This window comes from Neobacillus sp. GCM10027624 (assembly GCF_042675345.1).
In the GTDB taxonomy this organism is placed as follows: Bacteria; Bacillota; Bacilli; order Bacillales; family Cytobacillaceae; genus Neobacillus; species Neobacillus cucumis_D.
The window spans coordinates 199,801-215,306 of the sequence record NZ_JBHTHD010000033.1; the positions used below are offsets into that span (position 1 = coordinate 199,801).

General features: G+C 38.6%; 20 protein-coding genes. 2 read left to right on the plus strand and 18 right to left on the minus strand.

Annotation, left to right across the window (positions count from 1 at the left end; genetic code table 11):
- Positions 1-68 precede the first annotated feature (68 nt).
- Entirely contained in the window at positions 69-1,268 is a 1,200-nt protein-coding gene (locus tag ACFQZ9_RS30570) for an ornithine--oxo-acid transaminase (RefSeq protein WP_198310339.1), read from the minus strand.
- Between the two features lie 159 nt (positions 1,269-1,427).
- A complete protein-coding gene (yugI, locus tag ACFQZ9_RS30575; RefSeq protein ID WP_026576082.1) occupies positions 1,428-1,829 on the minus strand; it encodes a S1 domain-containing post-transcriptional regulator GSP13 in 402 nt (133 codons plus the stop codon).
- Between the two features lie 207 nt (positions 1,830-2,036).
- Here yugI and ACFQZ9_RS30580 point away from each other — a divergent pair, with 207 nt between their 5' ends.
- Positions 2,037-2,273: a helix-turn-helix domain-containing protein gene (locus ACFQZ9_RS30580; protein ID WP_026576081.1), complete on the plus strand. Its 237-nt coding sequence runs from the start codon at positions 2,037-2,039 to the stop codon at positions 2,271-2,273.
- Between the two features lie 163 nt (positions 2,274-2,436).
- On the opposite strand, the gene ACFQZ9_RS30585 is transcribed toward ACFQZ9_RS30580, so the two are convergent.
- From ACFQZ9_RS30585 to ACFQZ9_RS30615, 7 genes are all read right to left on the minus strand, one after another.
- Positions 2,437-2,703, minus strand: a complete 267-nt coding sequence (locus tag ACFQZ9_RS30585; RefSeq protein ID WP_498947119.1) for a DUF1871 family protein — start codon at positions 2,701-2,703, stop codon at positions 2,437-2,439.
- Positions 2,704-2,724: 21 nt separating this feature from the next.
- Positions 2,725-3,102, minus strand: a complete 378-nt coding sequence (locus tag ACFQZ9_RS30590) for a PH domain-containing protein (RefSeq protein WP_198310341.1) — start codon at positions 3,100-3,102, stop codon at positions 2,725-2,727.
- Between the two features lie 94 nt (positions 3,103-3,196).
- Positions 3,197-4,609: an NADP(+)-dependent, decarboxylating phosphogluconate dehydrogenase gene (gnd, locus tag ACFQZ9_RS30595; RefSeq protein WP_498947120.1), complete on the minus strand. Its 1,413-nt coding sequence runs from the start codon at positions 4,607-4,609 to the stop codon at positions 3,197-3,199.
- A 149-nt stretch (positions 4,610-4,758) separates the two neighbouring features.
- Positions 4,759-5,940: an alanyl-tRNA editing protein gene (locus ACFQZ9_RS30600; protein WP_498947121.1), complete on the minus strand. Its 1,182-nt coding sequence runs from the start codon at positions 5,938-5,940 to the stop codon at positions 4,759-4,761.
- Positions 5,941-6,074: 134 nt separating this feature from the next.
- Positions 6,075-6,623, minus strand: a complete 549-nt coding sequence (locus ACFQZ9_RS30605; RefSeq protein ID WP_498947122.1) for a superoxide dismutase family protein — start codon at positions 6,621-6,623, stop codon at positions 6,075-6,077.
- A gap of 86 nt (positions 6,624-6,709) precedes the next feature.
- A complete protein-coding gene (locus tag ACFQZ9_RS30610; protein WP_198310345.1) occupies positions 6,710-6,916 on the minus strand; it encodes a hypothetical protein in 207 nt (68 codons plus the stop codon).
- 81 nt (positions 6,917-6,997) lie between these two features.
- A complete protein-coding gene (locus ACFQZ9_RS30615) occupies positions 6,998-7,738 on the minus strand; it encodes a peptidylprolyl isomerase (RefSeq protein ID WP_286180035.1) in 741 nt (246 codons plus the stop codon).
- Between the two features lie 103 nt (positions 7,739-7,841).
- Here ACFQZ9_RS30615 and kapB point away from each other — a divergent pair, with 103 nt between their 5' ends.
- Complete coding sequence (kapB, locus tag ACFQZ9_RS30620; RefSeq protein WP_498947123.1) at positions 7,842-8,222, plus strand: kinase-associated lipoprotein KapB; 381 nt, start codon at positions 7,842-7,844, stop codon at positions 8,220-8,222.
- Positions 8,223-8,484: 262 nt separating this feature from the next.
- On the opposite strand, the gene kapD is transcribed toward kapB, so the two are convergent.
- The 9 genes from kapD to ACFQZ9_RS30665 all read right to left on the minus strand — a co-directional run bounded on the left by kapD (position 8,485) and on the right by ACFQZ9_RS30665 (position 15,070).
- Positions 8,485-9,102 carry a 3'-5' exonuclease KapD gene (kapD, locus tag ACFQZ9_RS30625; protein ID WP_198310347.1) on the minus strand — a complete coding sequence of 206 codons (618 nt, stop codon included), beginning with the start codon at positions 9,100-9,102 and terminating at the stop codon, positions 8,485-8,487.
- Positions 9,103-9,289: 187 nt separating this feature from the next.
- Positions 9,290-9,673, minus strand: coding sequence for a hotdog fold thioesterase (locus ACFQZ9_RS30630; protein ID WP_198310348.1), 384 nt, complete (start codon positions 9,671-9,673; stop codon positions 9,290-9,292).
- Positions 9,674-9,783: 110 nt separating this feature from the next.
- Positions 9,784-10,020 (minus strand): hypothetical protein, encoded by a 237-nt coding sequence (locus ACFQZ9_RS30635; protein WP_198310349.1) that lies wholly within the window; start codon positions 10,018-10,020, stop codon positions 9,784-9,786.
- A 111-nt stretch (positions 10,021-10,131) separates the two neighbouring features.
- Positions 10,132-11,640 (minus strand): M17 family metallopeptidase, encoded by a 1,509-nt coding sequence (locus tag ACFQZ9_RS30640; RefSeq protein ID WP_498947126.1) that lies wholly within the window; start codon positions 11,638-11,640, stop codon positions 10,132-10,134.
- Positions 11,641-11,777: 137 nt separating this feature from the next.
- Complete coding sequence (gene spsC, locus ACFQZ9_RS30645; RefSeq protein WP_286180123.1) at positions 11,778-12,386, minus strand: stationary phase survival protein SpsC; 609 nt, start codon at positions 12,384-12,386, stop codon at positions 11,778-11,780.
- Between the two features lie 96 nt (positions 12,387-12,482).
- Entirely contained in the window at positions 12,483-12,806 is a 324-nt protein-coding gene (locus ACFQZ9_RS30650) for a YuiB family protein (RefSeq protein WP_133334069.1), read from the minus strand.
- 201 nt (positions 12,807-13,007) lie between these two features.
- Positions 13,008-13,133: a YuiA family protein gene (locus tag ACFQZ9_RS30655; protein ID WP_372512730.1), complete on the minus strand. Its 126-nt coding sequence runs from the start codon at positions 13,131-13,133 to the stop codon at positions 13,008-13,010.
- Positions 13,134-13,289: 156 nt separating this feature from the next.
- The gene (locus ACFQZ9_RS30660) at positions 13,290-13,769 is read right to left on the minus strand and encodes an NUDIX hydrolase (protein WP_498947128.1); all 480 of its coding nucleotides are present in this window, start codon (positions 13,767-13,769) and stop codon (positions 13,290-13,292) included.
- An 83-nt stretch (positions 13,770-13,852) separates the two neighbouring features.
- Entirely contained in the window at positions 13,853-15,070 is a 1,218-nt protein-coding gene (locus ACFQZ9_RS30665) for an NAD(P)/FAD-dependent oxidoreductase (protein ID WP_026576066.1), read from the minus strand.
- Positions 15,071-15,506: the final 436 nt, after the last annotated feature.

Below are 15,506 nucleotides of genomic sequence, written 5' to 3' on the forward strand. Positions count from 1 at the left end.
GATACCAGGTGCCTTAAATTGAACAAAAAAGAAAAATCCTTGCCCTTATATAGCAAGGATTTTTCTTTTTAACCCAACACCTTTTGAATTCTTTCTATTGCCCAATCTAATTCTTCTTTCGAAATTACAAGCGGTGGTGCAAATCGAATGACTGTGTCATGCGTTTCTTTACAAAGCAGTCCTTGCTCCTTTAATTCTTCGCAATATTTACGTGCAGGTTCAGTTAATTCCACCCCAATAAACAACCCGCGTCCGCGGACTTCTTTAATTTTTGGATTGTTTATTTCTTTTAGCTTACTAATAAAATACTCGCCAAGCTCTTGGGATTTTTCAGCAAGCCTTTCATCGACCAATACATCAAGCGCAGCAATAGAAACAGCACAGGCAAGTGGATTTCCCCCAAAGGTAGAACCGTGGGACCCAGGATTAAACACACCCAATATATCTTTATTGGCACAAACACACGAAATCGGCATTACCCCTCCGCCTAATGCTTTACCTAATATATATACATCCGGTTCAATGTTTTCCCATTCACATGCAAACATTTTCCCGGTACGGGCCAAGCCAGCCTGAATCTCATCGGCAATAAAGAGAACATTATTTTGTTTACATAAATCAAATGCTGCTTTTATATAGCCTTCAGGCGGAATGACAATTCCAGCCTCTCCCTGAATCGGTTCAATTAAAAAAGCCGCAGTATTAGGAGTAATCGCTGCTTTCAATGCCTCTAAATCACCATATGGGACTAGCTTTATTCCCGGTAGCATTGGACCAAAACCTCTTTGGTACTCGGGATCGGATGACAAAGAAACAGCCGTCATCGTTCTGCCATGGAAATTTCCATTACAGCCAATAATCTCTGCTTGATTTTCCGGGATTCCTTTCACGTCATAACCCCAGCGGCGTGCAGCTTTAAAAGCTGTTTCAACCGCTTCTGCCCCGGTATTCATTGGGAGCGCCATTTCTTTTTTCGTTAAGCTGCAAATTTTTTCATACCAGGGCCCCAACTGATCATTGTGAAAGGCCCGTGATGTTAAGGTAACCCGATCTGCTTGATCCTTTAGGGCTTGAATAATTTTTGGATGACGATGACCTTGGTTAACGGCGGAATAGGCACTAAGCATATCCATGTATTTAGTGCCTTCAGGGTCCTCCACCCATACTCCCTCTGCCTGTGAAATGACAATTGGAAGCGGATGATAGTTATGGGCACCATATTTCTCTGTTTGTTCAATTAATTTATTTGTATTTACTTCTGCTGCCATAAAGCTTTCCTCCATTTCAATGATTGAAATATGTACTAATATTATTGTAGCCGGGCGGGGAAAAAGAATGACCCAATATCAAAAAAGATTTTTACTAGATTTTGTTAATAAAAAGGCCCGGATGTTATAAGAACTCTAAACATCCGGGCTTTTTGGTTATTATTTTTTTATTTCTTCGCGCTGTGATTGGTCAATCCATTCTTGAAGCTTATCTTTTAGTGTATTAAATCCTTGCATTCCTTCAGCATCTGGAACAATTGCAGCTGCTTGGCGCTTGCGAGGCTTTTTGACCGGCTTTGCAGCCTGCTGAGCAGGAGCTTCTTCGGTAGCTCGAATCGATAAACCAATTTTACCTGCTTCCTCATCTACAGATAAAACTTTTACTTTTACTTCATCGCCAACTTTAAGATGGTCATTAATATCCTTTACATAGCCGTGTGTAATTTCAGAAATATGCACAAGACCTTGTGTATTTTCCCCTAGTGCCACGAATGCACCGTAAGGCTGAATTCCTGTTACCTTACCTGTTAATATACTGCCTGTTTCGATTTTTTCCGACATGAAAACACTCCTAAATCATGATTTATTTATATCCCAATATATGCAATAAAAAATTATATCACAATTATGGCATTAAATCAAAAAGACAATAAAAATTGCTAGAAATATTTTAAAAATTAACACAATGTTCAAATTCACCATCGGCATTATTGATATAGTATGATAAAATATGTATAAAAGTAATTTTTTCTAGGAGAGGTGAATAGTATGAGATCAATCGGCCAAATAATTAAAAACTGCCGTGAAATGCAAAATATGACACAGCAAGAATTGGCGCAAAAGGTTAGAGTAGGATTATCTACGATTGAAAAATACGAATCTGGAGAGCAAGTTCCAAGCAGACAGACGATTTTAAAGCTATCAACCGTATTAGATATTCCTGCATCAGAACTTTTAGACCAAGCGTTTCATACACAATCCTCTACCATTGATCAAGGATTGTAGAAACATTTGAGTATATGATATGACGCGGCATATGCCGCTTTTTTTATTTTTTCTCCATTTTATGTATAAAAAAAGGGAAACTGGAAATCCTTATTCTATAAGGCTTTCTAGTATTCCCCCTTTTTGAAGTGGACAACCTTTCCGGGATGTCCTCTTTTTTTATTTAAATTGAGCACGAATCACTGTTTTTAATGACCAACAGTTTCCCAGCAATCTCAAGACAGCGGTCCATGGGAATAACCTGTTCAAAAGAAAACTCGTAAATGCTTTGAATTTTTTCCGCAAGTTCGGACGGATCCTCCAATTCATGAATCGCCTGAATCGTATCAGCAATCTCTGTGTCATAGTTCCCCTCTTTTAATTGAAAAGGATTCCATTCATTTAATAAATCAACAAATTTTAAATTCGTTTGAAGCTGACTATTCTCCATATTCCTATCACCTAAACTCCCCTATTTAAGTACATATTCCGCCAAAACGCTTTGAAGTTCATAAATATTTAAGTTCTTATTAAATTGTTTTTGCAGCGGAAGTGCATTTCCGGAAATCCATATTTTTAATTCAGCATCTAAATCAAAATTACCTGCTGTTTCAATACTGAAATGTGTAATACTTTTATATGGAATGGAGTGATATTCAGTCTTTTTCCCAGTTAACCCTTGTTTATCCACTAAAATCAGGCGTTTATTCGTAAAAATAAATAAATCCCGGATTAATTTATACGCTTTTTCAATTTTTTCATTTGATGCAAGCACTTTCGCATATTCCCTTTGTAATTCTACAGGTGTTACTTCAGATGCATTCCCCATAATTCCATCAAAAAACCCCAAAGATTTCACCCCCCATTTGATAGTTTTAGTATACGTTTTTTTCTCCCTAATAAAAAGCCAGGCAAATTTATAAAATTTGCCTGGCTTTGTCATTCTATTTTGCAAGCCATTCCGTATGGAAGATGCCTTCTTTATCCACTCTCTGATAGGTATGAGCACCAAAATAATCCCGCTGCGCTTGAAGCAGGTTCGCAGGAAGAACCTCAGAGCGATAGCTGTCGTAATAAGCAATGGCACTAGATAGCCCCGGAACTGGTATACCCGCCTTAATGGCAACGGAAACCACCTCTCTCGCCGCATCCTGATAATCAGCAACGATTGATTGGAAATAGGAATCCAATAATAGGTTCTCCAAATTCGGATTACGGTCATATGCCTCTTTGATATTTTGCAGGAATGCTGCACGAATGATACAACCGCCACGGAAAATCATCGCAATTTCTCCTGGCTTTAAATCCCAGCCATATTCATCGGAAGCCACCCTATATTGGGCAAATCCTTGTGCATAGGAAACAATTTTACTTAAATATAATGATTTTCGAATCAATTCAATAAATTGTTTCTTATCCCCGGTAAAATCAAATTTGGCAGGACCGTTTAAAATCTTGCTCGCTTTAACACGTTCCTGTTTCAGAGCAGAAAGGAACCGTGAAAAAACAGATTCCGTGATAATCGAAAGTGGTACGCCCAAATCAAGCGCACTTTGACTTGTCCACTTTCCCGTTCCCTTTTGACCAGCAGTATCCAAAATAACATCAACAAGCGGCTTCCCTGTTTCGGGATCCTTTTTCGAGAAAATGTCCGCTGTGATTTCAATTAAATAACTGTCCAGTTCTCCTTCGTTCCATTCCTTAAATACTTCATGGAGTTCCTCTGCAGATAAACCAAGCAACTCTTTCAATAGATGGTAGGACTCACAAATAAGTTGCATGTCGCTATATTCAATACCATTATGAACCATCTTAACGTAATGCCCAGCCCCGTTTGGACCAATATATGTGCAGCATGGTTCCCCGTTTACCTTTGCAGAAATAGCCGTTAATAGCGGGCCTACCTCATCATATGCTTCTCTTTGACCGCTTGGCATAATCGCCGGGCCTTTAAGCGCTCCTTCTTCCCCACCGGAAACGCCAGCGCCAATAAACAGAATTCCTTTTTCGGCAAGATCGGAATTCCTACGAATTGTATCTTTGAAAAAGCTATTACCACCATCAATGAGGATATCACCTTTATCTAGATGGGGTAAGAGAGACTCAATCGCCTTATCAGTAATCGAACCGGCATTTACCATTAATAGAATTTTGCGGGGAATTTCAAGTGATTGAATAAACTCTTTTATATCTGTTGTACCATATAGGTTTTTTCCTTGGTTATTGTCAAGTATTTCATTTACTTTCTCAGTAGATAGATCATAAATAGAGACAGAAAAACCTTTACTTTCAAAATTTAGCGCCAGGCTTCTTCCCATAACACCAACGCCAACTACTCCTACTTGCTGTGTCCTCAAATTAAACTCATCCCTTCAGTAGTTGAAAAAAATTTCATTTACCCCTAATTATAATAGAAAATTTATTTCAAACAACTTTTATGCAAAAATTCTATCGAAATTCTTCTTTTCTTCCTACTTATTAACATTTGCCTTTTTTACAATTTTAATTAGAAATTAACTAGGTGTTGCAGCATTTGTTCACCCGAGATTTTTATTTCTCCGCCGCCTTGGGCAAAGGAGTCATTGCCGCCGCCTTTTCCGTTAATAAGGGCAAGAGCTTTTCCAATAATTGTTTTCATATTTTCCGACCTGGCAATACCTCTTGCACAAACGATTTGCAGGCGGTTTTCATTTTCGGACAGCAGGTAGACAAGTGCATCTTCATTTTCGGTTGTGATCAAACGCGCCAACTTTTGTAGCTCTTGAATCGTACGGTTTTGATAAACTTCGCCGATGGTTTGATCTTTATATTTTATAAGTAATTCCCTTGCTCCATAATGTAACAGCTGATCCCGGGCGTGTTCAAGTGATTTCTCAAGGCTTTTTCCAGTTTCAAGAAGCCGTATTACGGCCTGTCCCATTTCTTTCTCAGGAGTATTTAAGAGCCTAGTTAAATCTATCAAAATTTTATTCTTTTCGTGCAACTGCTGAAGAACACGACTTCCACAAACAAATTGAACGCGGACTTTTTTCTTTTGCCTTTCCCAATCAAGTATTTTGATCGCTCTGACTTCTCCCGTTGTATTCGGGTGGGTCCCGCCGCATGCATTGTAATCAAATTCAGGAATAATGACAAGCCGAATATCTTCTTTTACCTTCGTTGCTTTACGCAGGCGGTAAAAGGACAATTCTTTTTCCGTCACCCATTTTACTTCGATTGGCCGATTCCCTAAGATTATTTGGTTGGCTAGTTCCTCGGCTCTGTAGGCCTCTTCCTCCGTTAAAGTATCCGTTTCTAAATCAATCGTCACCGTCTCCTTCCCTAAATGGAAGCCCACGGTTTGATAATGAAACAATTGGTCAAACGCAGCTGATAAAATATGCTGCCCAGAATGCTGCTGCATATGATCAAATCTTCGTGTCCAATTGATTGCTCCCTGGATTTCTTTATCCGTTTCCTTTAAAGGCTCTTCAAGATAATGACGAACTTCTCCATCGATTTCTTCTACATTTATGACAGCCTTTCCACCGATTGTTCCGGTATCATGCGGCTGACCGCCACCAGTTGGATAAAAAGCCGTTTCCTTTAGAACAAGATACCAGTTTCCAGAGTCATCTCTTTCCTGCTTCAAAATGGCAGATGAAAAAGCCTGAATGTACGGGTCCTGATAATATAATTTATTCCGCATGGCTGTGCACTCCTAAATTTCTTTATAAACTCCGACTTTTATTTTCAGCAAAGAGAGAACAGAAATCAAGTTTTAGTAATCAATAGGCATGAAAAAAGGCCTCTCCAAGGCAGGAGAAAGCCAAACTTTACTTATTATTTTTCATCTTGAGAACCTTGACCCTTTTGCTTCTTATCTTTTGTAATTTCACCGCAAGCCACTCGTTTTCCTGAGTCCCCGGCAGGCTGTGTCATGCCGTCGTCTTTTCCCGCATGTACGACAATTGAAGTGCCCTTTTTCGTAAATAGAGATTTTTTTCCATCCTTTAAAGAGACATTTGGTGCCATTAGCTCCGCTTTCACCGACCCGTCATCTCCGACAATTAAATTGGGAATATCTCCGGCATGGGCTCCATTCGGATTCAGCAGTCCATGTTTTTTATTATCCGGGTTAAAATGGCCTCCCGCTGATTTAAAATCAGGTGCCTCACATTTTCCTGTATCGTGAATATGTATCGCGTGTACTCCTGGTGTTAATCCAGATAAATTTACTTCCATCTTTACTCCGCTTGCCTGTTCTGATAAGGTAATTTTCCCAAGGGAATCACCAACCGGATTAAACATTTGAACATCAATCTTTTTAGGATTTTCTTGGGTACATCCTGCAAGTAAAAGCAAAGGAAGGATCAGCCAATATTTCTTCATCTAATACCTCCACAATAGACATTTTGTAAATAGTATCTCCAATGTGTCTATGGGCTATTCATAAATGAAAAAGGAACAGCGTGATTTTACTGTTCCTTTTGATTATGCTGATTCATGATTCGATCTTCCAATTCTTTTGCCTTTTTAGCTTCACGTTTGGAAATGGCAATGATATATTTCATTGCAAAAATAGCTCCAATAAAGAAGATGAGAAACGTGATGGCAGCGGGAATATATTCTGATTTATCTTTCGGAAAATATAAAAATAACGACAAGATGTGTGGTTGAAACATTTTCTTTCTCCCTTTCATCAAGGAAATCCATTCATACCATTATAGCAATAAAAATAGTTTCAACCAAGTTTATAGTCTTTGTTATTTTAGGACATTAATCCTTTTAATGACAACATCTTTCTTCGGTTTATCCTTTCCATCGACAGGAGTATCAGCAATTTCATCAACAATATCCATACCCTCAATGACTTGTCCAAACACTGTGTGACGGTGATCAAGCCATGGAGTTCCACCATTTTTGTCATAGGCCGCTATGATTTCCTTCGGATATCCTATTTTTTCCATTTGTTCCTTCATGGATGGATCAAGAGCAGGATTTTGTACGATAAAGAATTGGCTTCCATTCGTATTCGGACCTGAGTTAGCCATTGACAATGCACCGCGGAGATTAAAGAGATTATTCGAAAATTCATCTTCAAACGGTGCACCATAGATGCTTTCTCCCCCCGTTCCATTTCCGTTCGGATCTCCGCCTTGTATCATGAAATCCTTAATCACACGATGAAAAATAAGACCATCATAATAACCTTTCTCACTGTGCTTCACAAAATTTTCAACCGCTTTTGGAGCGTATTCCGGAAATAATTTTATTTTAATATTTCCCATTGAAGTTTCCATTTCGACTAATCTTTCCTTATCAGAGACTTCCTTTGTTAGCTGAGGATAGACGGCGTTTGACACTTTTTTGTCCCCTTCCTTTTGTTCCGTGCTTGATGTACTGCCTTTGGATTTAGATTCATGCTTGTCATTGCTTGTCCCGCATCCGGCTATTACAAACATGATGATAAGCAATGCAGTCCATATTTTTAAGCTCTTTTTCATTATCATCCCTCCATTTGTTTAATTTAACCGAAATTTACTATTTTTGCACTTTGTTTTTAATTCTTTTAAAATGAAAGATATGAAGGAGCAGGGAGGGCTTATTTTGGCAGAATTTAAAATTGGCGATCGTGTGACAGCGATATATAAAACAGGCAAATATATTGGTGAAATAACAGAGGAACGGCCGCAACATTATTTAGTAAAGGTTTTGGCGGTTAAGAAACATCCGATGCAAGGCGACCTACATAATCCGAAGAGTGCAGATGTACTTGTTTTCCACGAAAGACGCGCACTTGCCTTCAGAGAGCAGGCAAATATTCCAAAACAAATGGTCAAGCATTTTGAAGAGGAAGTACCGGATTACCAAGTATCTTTAAAAGAAGCCATTGAGGTAATGAAAAAAGAGCTAAATGAAAACCCCTCAGAATGGGCAGAAATGAGCTTAAAAATGATAGATTCCTTGGAAAAGGATTATTTTAAATAAAGGCTCTTTTCTAAAGGAATTTTTAAATATGTTGTGATAGGAAAAAGGTTGATTGAAGCGGAAGGTGCGAGACTCCTGCGGGAGCAGCGGGACAGGTGAGACCCCGCAGGAGCAAAGCGACGAGGAGGCTCACCGCCCGCCCCGCGGAAAGCGAGCATCCTGGAGTGGAAATCAACCATCCATGTTCATTAGCAACATAATTTACGAAAACAGCCTATAGAAATAACATAAAAGGCCAAATCAATTTGAATGATTTGGCCTTTTATGCGAATTCATTTAATAGTTTTGAAAAATCAACCCGGTCCCCAATCGTCGTTGGTTTAGGTTTTTCCAAGTAACGTTTATCCTTTTCAACAAGCTTGAATATATTATAAGTAGTCAGTGCATCATCAAGTGCACGATGGTGTCTGCCTGTCCCTTCCTTGCCATACTCTTGAACCGCCTTCCAAAGCCCCGTTTGGTTTTGATCACCAAAAAATCGTTTATACTCCATGGATAGATCTAACTCGGCTGCATGAAATGGAAACGGAATTCCGGCTGCAAGACAATTATGGCGCAACACCTTCATGTCCATATTTCCCCAAGTAACAATGGTCATTTCATATCCTTGATTGAACTCCTCCATTTTTCGAATTAATTCAAAAAAAGTAATCCCTTTGTTTACCTGTTCCTGAGAAATATGTAGAAATGATTTACAGCGTTCTGAAAGCGTAGGAAATTTAAGCGGGGTCACATAAGATGAAAACTGATCAACGATTTGATCATCTATTACTGAAACAATACCAACCTCAATAATTTCAGGATAAAACTCCTTCATTCGGACATTTCTTTCTGGCATGGTAAATTCAAAATCTATAAATAAACAATGCCGTTTTCCCATCGTTTTTCACCACCTTTTCTAACAAATTTATTACTACATTATATAAAGAAACCTGTACAAAAAATTGTACATATAAGAAAATTTTTTATTATTTTCTATTATAACATGAAATGGTCGTGATTTTTTTAAATTTTCCTACAAATCATCCAAAGAAAAAAGGATGAAGAACTCATCCTTTTAGTGGCTTTTATTTTTTTAAGGAGATAACCGCCATTGTGCATCTGGAAACGCAGATAAGCCGATCCTTTTCATCGCTTATTTTTATATCCCATACCATTGTTGTTTTTCCTTGGTGCAGAACGGTTGCGACTGCTGTCACAAAACCTTCTTTAGCGGATCGTACATGGTTTGCATTTATTTCTAGACCTACAACCCCTTGTGTTTCTTTGTCCACCAATTCATAAGCACCTAAACTGGCAACTGTTTCTGCTAGCGCCACAGACGCCCCTCCATGCAGTAAACCAACGGGCTGCTTCGTACGCTCATCAACCGGCATCGTTGCAATTACTTTCCCTGGCTCTATATGAGTTATTTCAATCCCTAATGCTTCTAATAATGTGTTTTTAACCATATTTACCTCTCCTCTAGAGATTATTTTATGTAATATTTTATTTCTAATTTTTTACAAAATTACTCTTCTAAAAAGTGTAAAAACAGCCCTTGGAGCTGTTTTTACTCTGTTTAATAATATCCTGGGTAACCCATGCCCGGATAACCAAATCCCGGGTAACCCATGCCTGGATAACCAAATCCTGGATAACCCCAAGGCGGGCGGCTTCCTAATGCTGCTCCTGCAAACCCGCCTAATCCTCCACCTAATAATCCTCCTAAAAAGCCAAGTCCTCCTATCGCCAACGGCCAGCCCCACCCGATAAATCTTTGATCTTGAACGGGATAGGGATATCGATAAGGGTACATGCCATCATACCTCCCTTTCGTATATACTTGCCTACACTATTTCATATGCGAACAGATAGGTTTTTGAGTGGGCAAATACATAAAAAACCAAAGATAGCTCGGAGGATGAAGTTATTTTTCAATTGGCTCAAAACGCTCAACAAATAGAGCGAGTGTCCGGGTCATGACACCCGTTGCACCTGCAGGTCCAAGGTCATATTCCCTTGAGGTAGTTGCGGTTCCTGCAATATCTAAATGTACCCATGGTGTTTCTTCCGCAAATTCTCCGATAAACGCACCTGCTACAAGGGCATGACCTTCACTTCCAGGTGAATTATTTAAATCCGCCACTTTACTGTTTCGTACTCTTTCTTTTTCGGTATCAAACAGCGGCAATTGCCAAATCCGTTCTCCGGCTTCCTTTGATGCCTCTAAAACCTGTTCGTATAGAGAATCATGATTGGTCATGGCACCTGTGGTGTGAAGACCAAGTGCAGTAATCACACCCCCTGTCAAGGTTGCAACATCCACGAGGTATTCAGCACCGTGTTGTTTTGCATATGTAACAGCATCTGCTAGGACTAAACGACCTTCAGCGTCCGTATTTAGTACCTCTATCGTCTTACCGCTCATCGAAGTAATCACATCATCAGGCTTAAAGGCCGATCCGCTAATCATGTTGTCAGTAGACGGAATAACAGCGACAACATTTTGTTCAGGTTGTATTTCCCCAATAATCTCCATTGCCCCTAACACAGCTGCCGCACCGCCCATGTCTGATTTCATGCCAACAATCCCTGTTTTTGTTTTAATGGAATATCCTCCGGTATCAAAGGTAATCCCTTTGCCGACAAGACCAATAACATCCTTCCAGTTATCCTTCCCTTGATATTTAAGAACAATCATTTTTGGCGGCTCTGTTGACCCCTGATTTACTGCTAAAAACGCACCCATCCCCAGCTTTTCAATTTCCGCCTTTTCTAAGACTTCCACTTCAAAGTCATACTTAGCGGCAAGTTTCTTTGCATAATCGGCCATATCGGATGCTGTCAGCAAATTTCCTGGTGTGTTCACAAGTGTACGGGCTGAATTAGTTCCTTTTCCAAACGCATACCCTACTGTTAACGATGCTTTTAGTTCTTCAAAATCATTGGAGCCACAATAGATTGTTAGATTTTCCAGACTCTTCTCCGGTTCATTTGACTTCTGTTTGTAGCCCTTAAACTCATACGTCGCTAGTGCCAATGCTTCACCAGCTGCATGAGCTGCATCCAGTGCTGTCAACCCCTCCGTTGTAAACGTTTCCATAACAATAGCTAATTCTTCCTGTTTTTGAGCTTTTATCATCTTAAAAAGTTTCCCGAACACATCACGTGCATTCTCAAATGATAGTTCTTTTTCTTTACCCAGGCCAACAAACCAAATTCGCTTTACACCCATTTTTCCAAGAGTATGTATTTTATTAATACTTTTAAACTTAGCAGTAATATCTCCAGACTTTACAAGCTCTTTAAGCTGTCCATCGAATAATTCATCAAGCCTGGCCAGTAAACCCGTAAATTTTTCCGGCCGGTCAAAAAGACCGACAACCAAACCTTCATGTTCATTTGATCCATTAAATTCTGTTTTAATTTCAAACATGTCTTTTCCCCCTAGTATCTTTATAAGTTTATTATAACGAAAAAGAAAAATTCTTTCGAGAATCGGAAACAATTAGAAAAGCAGAAGCGGCTTGACCCGAAGCTGGACAATAGAAAAAAACAGGCGGTTGCCTGCTTTTATCTTTTCTCAGAATGAATATATTGCTGCCTGAATACTTGCATCGACTTTTTTTCATTTAATGTTGTTAATTCTTTTTCCGAAAGACTTCCATTTCCTTTTTGAACAACATAAATATCCAATTTCTTTTTGCCCCATTGGTTATAAACATCTTTAACCGTGTTAAAATACAAGTCCAACTCATTTCCCTTTATTGCCCCGCCTTTATCAGCTACTACGCCATAGCCATAGCCGGGGATAAATAAAATGGTCCCTACTGGAAAAACATTTAAATCTGCTGCAATCGTTGAATATAAATCCCGCTTCACTTTTACACCCGAATAGGTAATTCCATATTCAGGATGCCCTTGATATTTTCCTGTTGACTCAAACCCTGCAGTGTAACCCGTGGCAATAACCGTTTTTTTCGGATATTTAGACCAATCAATGGCTTCTTCTAACGTTGGGACTGTACCTGATGCCGTTTTACTCGACGAAATAAACGGATCAACAAAATTTAATACTGTTTGGGCATTCACTCCGGAAAGGGATTGATAGGTAACGAAAAGCGCCAGTAAGAAAAGACTTGTCATCATAAAGCGCTTAGCCCAACTTTTTAATATGTTCATCAAAATTTTTCACTCCTCAAAAAATATTCATTTCCCATGGGGAAAAGAATTATTCAAGGAGTAAATAAAAAAGACTCCTTACCAAGGTAAAAAGTCTTAGAACATCTGGTATCCATTTTTTCTTAAAAGCTTAATGACAATGCCTGAGACAATTGCACCTGCCAGCCCGCTAACTAAAATTAAGATGTCAGCAGTTGCAAGTGAACTGAAACGATGCCCGAGTTGTCCGAAGGCAGCTTTACTATTCGTAAAATATTCAATAAAACGTACTTTATCAACAATTAAAATCGCGACAATTGGATAAATAATCGCCATAATCCAAGACATTCTTAAAAGCATATTAAGGATAAATCCTATTCCAAAAAATAACACAAGAAACAATAACATCGAGATAATTAAGACAACAATGCTCATTTGCATTGAAAATTCCCCCTTTGACACATCAACATTAAGTGTACTGAATGTCCAAAAGGGAGTCAATAGAAAAGAAAAGCGGAAAGCTTTAGAGTAAACTACAAGTACAAGCCAATAAGTGCCGAGCGGAAGTATCAAGTTCAAAGATTATGCAAAAAAATAGCCCTCCGAAGGATTCGAAGAAGCAAATTTTCTCAGTTCCATTTTTTACTCCTGCTTCTTTCCTGTACCTTCACAGCATGAGCAGGTTTCAGAACCACCAAGTAAAAGTTGAAAATAACCATTTCCAGAACAATAATCACATGTTTTTGTATCCAAATTTTTTACAGTCATACTATTCATCCTCCTTGTTTATTTATTAAATTTTCTGATAATATATCAAGAAAATGAAAAAAAGAAAAGAAGGAAATACAAGCAAATAAACATAAGAAAACGGATACATCCTGAGTTTTCTTTCATTTTCGATGGGTTCCTTAAATTTTCTAAAAATTACAAAAATATTTTATATGCCGTATATCCGAACTGATTACCCGGATTCAAACCATCTTTACAGGGTATTAAAAAGGAATTCGTTTGATTTATTAAGTAGCTTAAAAGAATAGAGGCCTCCTTTTCATTCAGAAGCTCTTCAGGTGTCATAAATCGCGCCTCATAAAGTTCGCTGTCTTGATGAATAATTTGAACACCGTCCGTCGGCTCAAGTAAAAACATAAGCATATTGTCACTTACTTCTTCTTTTATTACACCTGTTCTCAGCCCAATTAAACCTTTCACTGAGCAATCAATACCCGTTTCTTCTTTGACCTCCCGAATAACAGCTTCATCCGCTGTTTCTCCTTCATTAACAAAGCCTGCCGGCAACGACCATTGCCCTTTTAACCCACCGTATCTTTTCTTAACTACGAGCCATTTCTCGTCATACTTTACCAATCCCGAGACGGCAAGCCACACCTTACCACGTTTACTCATGAGAACCTCCTAAATCACATTTTCATGAAATGATATGAAAAAAAAGGGCAGAATTTTTCTGCCCTTTTTTTAAAAGATTTTTATCAAAAGAAGTTCAACTTCCCTTTTTTCAGCACTAGTGATGTACCGCCAATCATATAAAGGGCCCGGTTATCAACCACTTTTTTCATGAAGGCTGCTTTTGAACCAGTCACTTTTTTACCAAATACAACACCGATCGCATCATCTTCACCAAGGGAACAAACAGTACCTTTATTATCAAAGGTAAAGTTTTCAAGCTCTGCCTTATTTCGAACAAGTGCTGCAATGTTTTTAGCAACTACTTCACCCTGCTGCATGGCAATTTGTGCAGTCGGAGGATATGGACGGTTGATCTCTTCATTAATAACAAGAGAGCTGTCACCAATAATAAATACATCATCAAATCCTGGTACACGAAGATCCGGTTGTACTTTCACGCGGCCTCTCATTGCCTCAAAACCTGATTTTTCAATAATGGCATTTCCTCGTACACCTGCAGCCCAAACGACAGTTCCAGCCTTAATTTCATAAGGCTCCTCATCGCCTTTACCAACAAAGATCCCTTCAGGAGTAGCTTCTTTAATCGCTGTACCGATTAAAAACTCTACGCCTCTACGCTCTAATTGAGAAACTGCGTAGCTAACTAATTCCGGATCAAAACCAGGAAGAACAGTTGGTGCTGCTTCTACGCAAGTAATTCTAACTTTTTGGAAATCCACATCATATTCCTGGCAAAGCTCTGGAATACGATTCGTTAATTCACCAAGGAATTCAATCCCCGTAAATCCGGCACCGCCAACTACAATAGATAAGCGATTATCGTTCTTTTCTTCTTCCATATTGTACGTAGCAAATTGGTACTCAATATGCTCCCGTAATTGACGAGAGGAATTGACATTGGTAATGCCAAATGCATATTCTTTTAACCCTTTAATTCCAAATGTTTCTGGTTCTCCGCCAAGCGCAATGACCAGGTAATCATAATTGACTTGATCATTTTCTAAAATGACTTTCTTTTCTTCTTTATTGATTTCAACAACTGTATCTTGAATAAACTCAACTTTACTACGGTCAACTACATTGCGGATATCATAGCGCACTTTATCATGGTGTAATGTGCCTGCTGATGCTTCATGTAACCATGTAGTTTCGTAGTGATAATCATTTTTATTGATTAACACGATTTCCGCTTCATTCACACCTAATAATTTTTGCAAACGAACTGTTGTCATAAGTCCGCCGTATCCTGCCCCGACAATAACAATTTTTGGCTTTCTCAAAGTGATCACTTCCACCTTTATTTTATTTTAATGAACCTTTTGTTTTATCATCCACTGATTTCTTTGTTTTTATTTGCCGAAAGCGCAACTGCGCCTCTGGCGCTTACCAATCGGCAGATTTCTTTAGGTTTACAAGGCGAAATCTTTGTGATATTTTTCACGAATGGGTACAAAGAAATCAGCAGCTACTTCTCATTACAGTAGGATGCACATTAATATTCCTATTCCTTATAAACTCTCTTAATTAAACAATGTTCTGATATTGTCACATAATAGTAACAATATATACACAATTCATCTTATTCCTTTTTCATCTAGTTTTCAAGCGGTTTTTTAATTTATTTAACATAATTATACTTTGAACATTTTCCACTCAAGTAATCCAACTAAGGAGATGAATTAATGGACTATTTCCAATAAAGTGAATATTCCTTGC

What these genes read in the sequence shown, in the direction of transcription:
- ACFQZ9_RS30570 (WP_198310339.1), bottom strand. Translation starts at nt 1,268, where the DNA reads ATGGCAGCAGAAGTAAATACAAATAAATTAATTGAACAAACAGAGAAA.
- yugI (WP_026576082.1), bottom strand. Translation starts at nt 1,829, where the DNA reads ATGTCGGAAAAAATCGAAACAGGCAGTATATTAACAGGTAAGGTAACA.
- ACFQZ9_RS30580 (WP_026576081.1), top strand. Translation starts at nt 2,037, where the DNA reads ATGAGATCAATCGGCCAAATAATTAAAAACTGCCGTGAAATGCAAAAT.
- ACFQZ9_RS30585 (WP_498947119.1), bottom strand. Translation starts at nt 2,703, where the DNA reads ATGGAGAATAGTCAGCTTCAAACGAATTTAAAATTTGTTGATTTATTA.
- ACFQZ9_RS30600 (WP_498947121.1), bottom strand. Translation starts at nt 5,940, where the DNA reads ATGCGGAATAAATTATATTATCAGGACCCGTACATTCAGGCTTTTTCA.
- ACFQZ9_RS30605 (WP_498947122.1), bottom strand. Translation starts at nt 6,623, where the DNA reads ATGAAGAAATATTGGCTGATCCTTCCTTTGCTTTTACTTGCAGGATGT.
- ACFQZ9_RS30610 (WP_198310345.1), bottom strand. Translation starts at nt 6,916, where the DNA reads ATGTTTCAACCACACATCTTGTCGTTATTTTTATATTTTCCGAAAGAT.
- ACFQZ9_RS30615 (WP_286180035.1), bottom strand. Translation starts at nt 7,738, where the DNA reads ATGAAAAAGAGCTTAAAAATATGGACTGCATTGCTTATCATCATGTTT.
- kapD (WP_198310347.1), bottom strand. Translation starts at nt 9,102, where the DNA reads ATGGGAAAACGGCATTGTTTATTTATAGATTTTGAATTTACCATGCCA.
- ACFQZ9_RS30630 (WP_198310348.1), bottom strand. Translation starts at nt 9,673, where the DNA reads ATGGTTAAAAACACATTATTAGAAGCATTAGGGATTGAAATAACTCAT.
- ACFQZ9_RS30635 (WP_198310349.1), bottom strand. Translation starts at nt 10,020, where the DNA reads ATGTACCCTTATCGATATCCCTATCCCGTTCAAGATCAAAGATTTATC.
- ACFQZ9_RS30640 (WP_498947126.1), bottom strand. Translation starts at nt 11,640, where the DNA reads ATGTTTGAAATTAAAACAGAATTTAATGGATCAAATGAACATGAAGGT.
- spsC (WP_286180123.1), bottom strand. Translation starts at nt 12,386, where the DNA reads ATGAACATATTAAAAAGTTGGGCTAAGCGCTTTATGATGACAAGTCTT.
- ACFQZ9_RS30650 (WP_133334069.1), bottom strand. Translation starts at nt 12,806, where the DNA reads ATGCAAATGAGCATTGTTGTCTTAATTATCTCGATGTTATTGTTTCTT.
- ACFQZ9_RS30655 (WP_372512730.1), bottom strand. Translation starts at nt 13,133, where the DNA reads ATGACTGTAAAAAATTTGGATACAAAAACATGTGATTATTGTTCTGGA.
- ACFQZ9_RS30660 (WP_498947128.1), bottom strand. Translation starts at nt 13,769, where the DNA reads ATGAGTAAACGTGGTAAGGTGTGGCTTGCCGTCTCGGGATTGGTAAAG.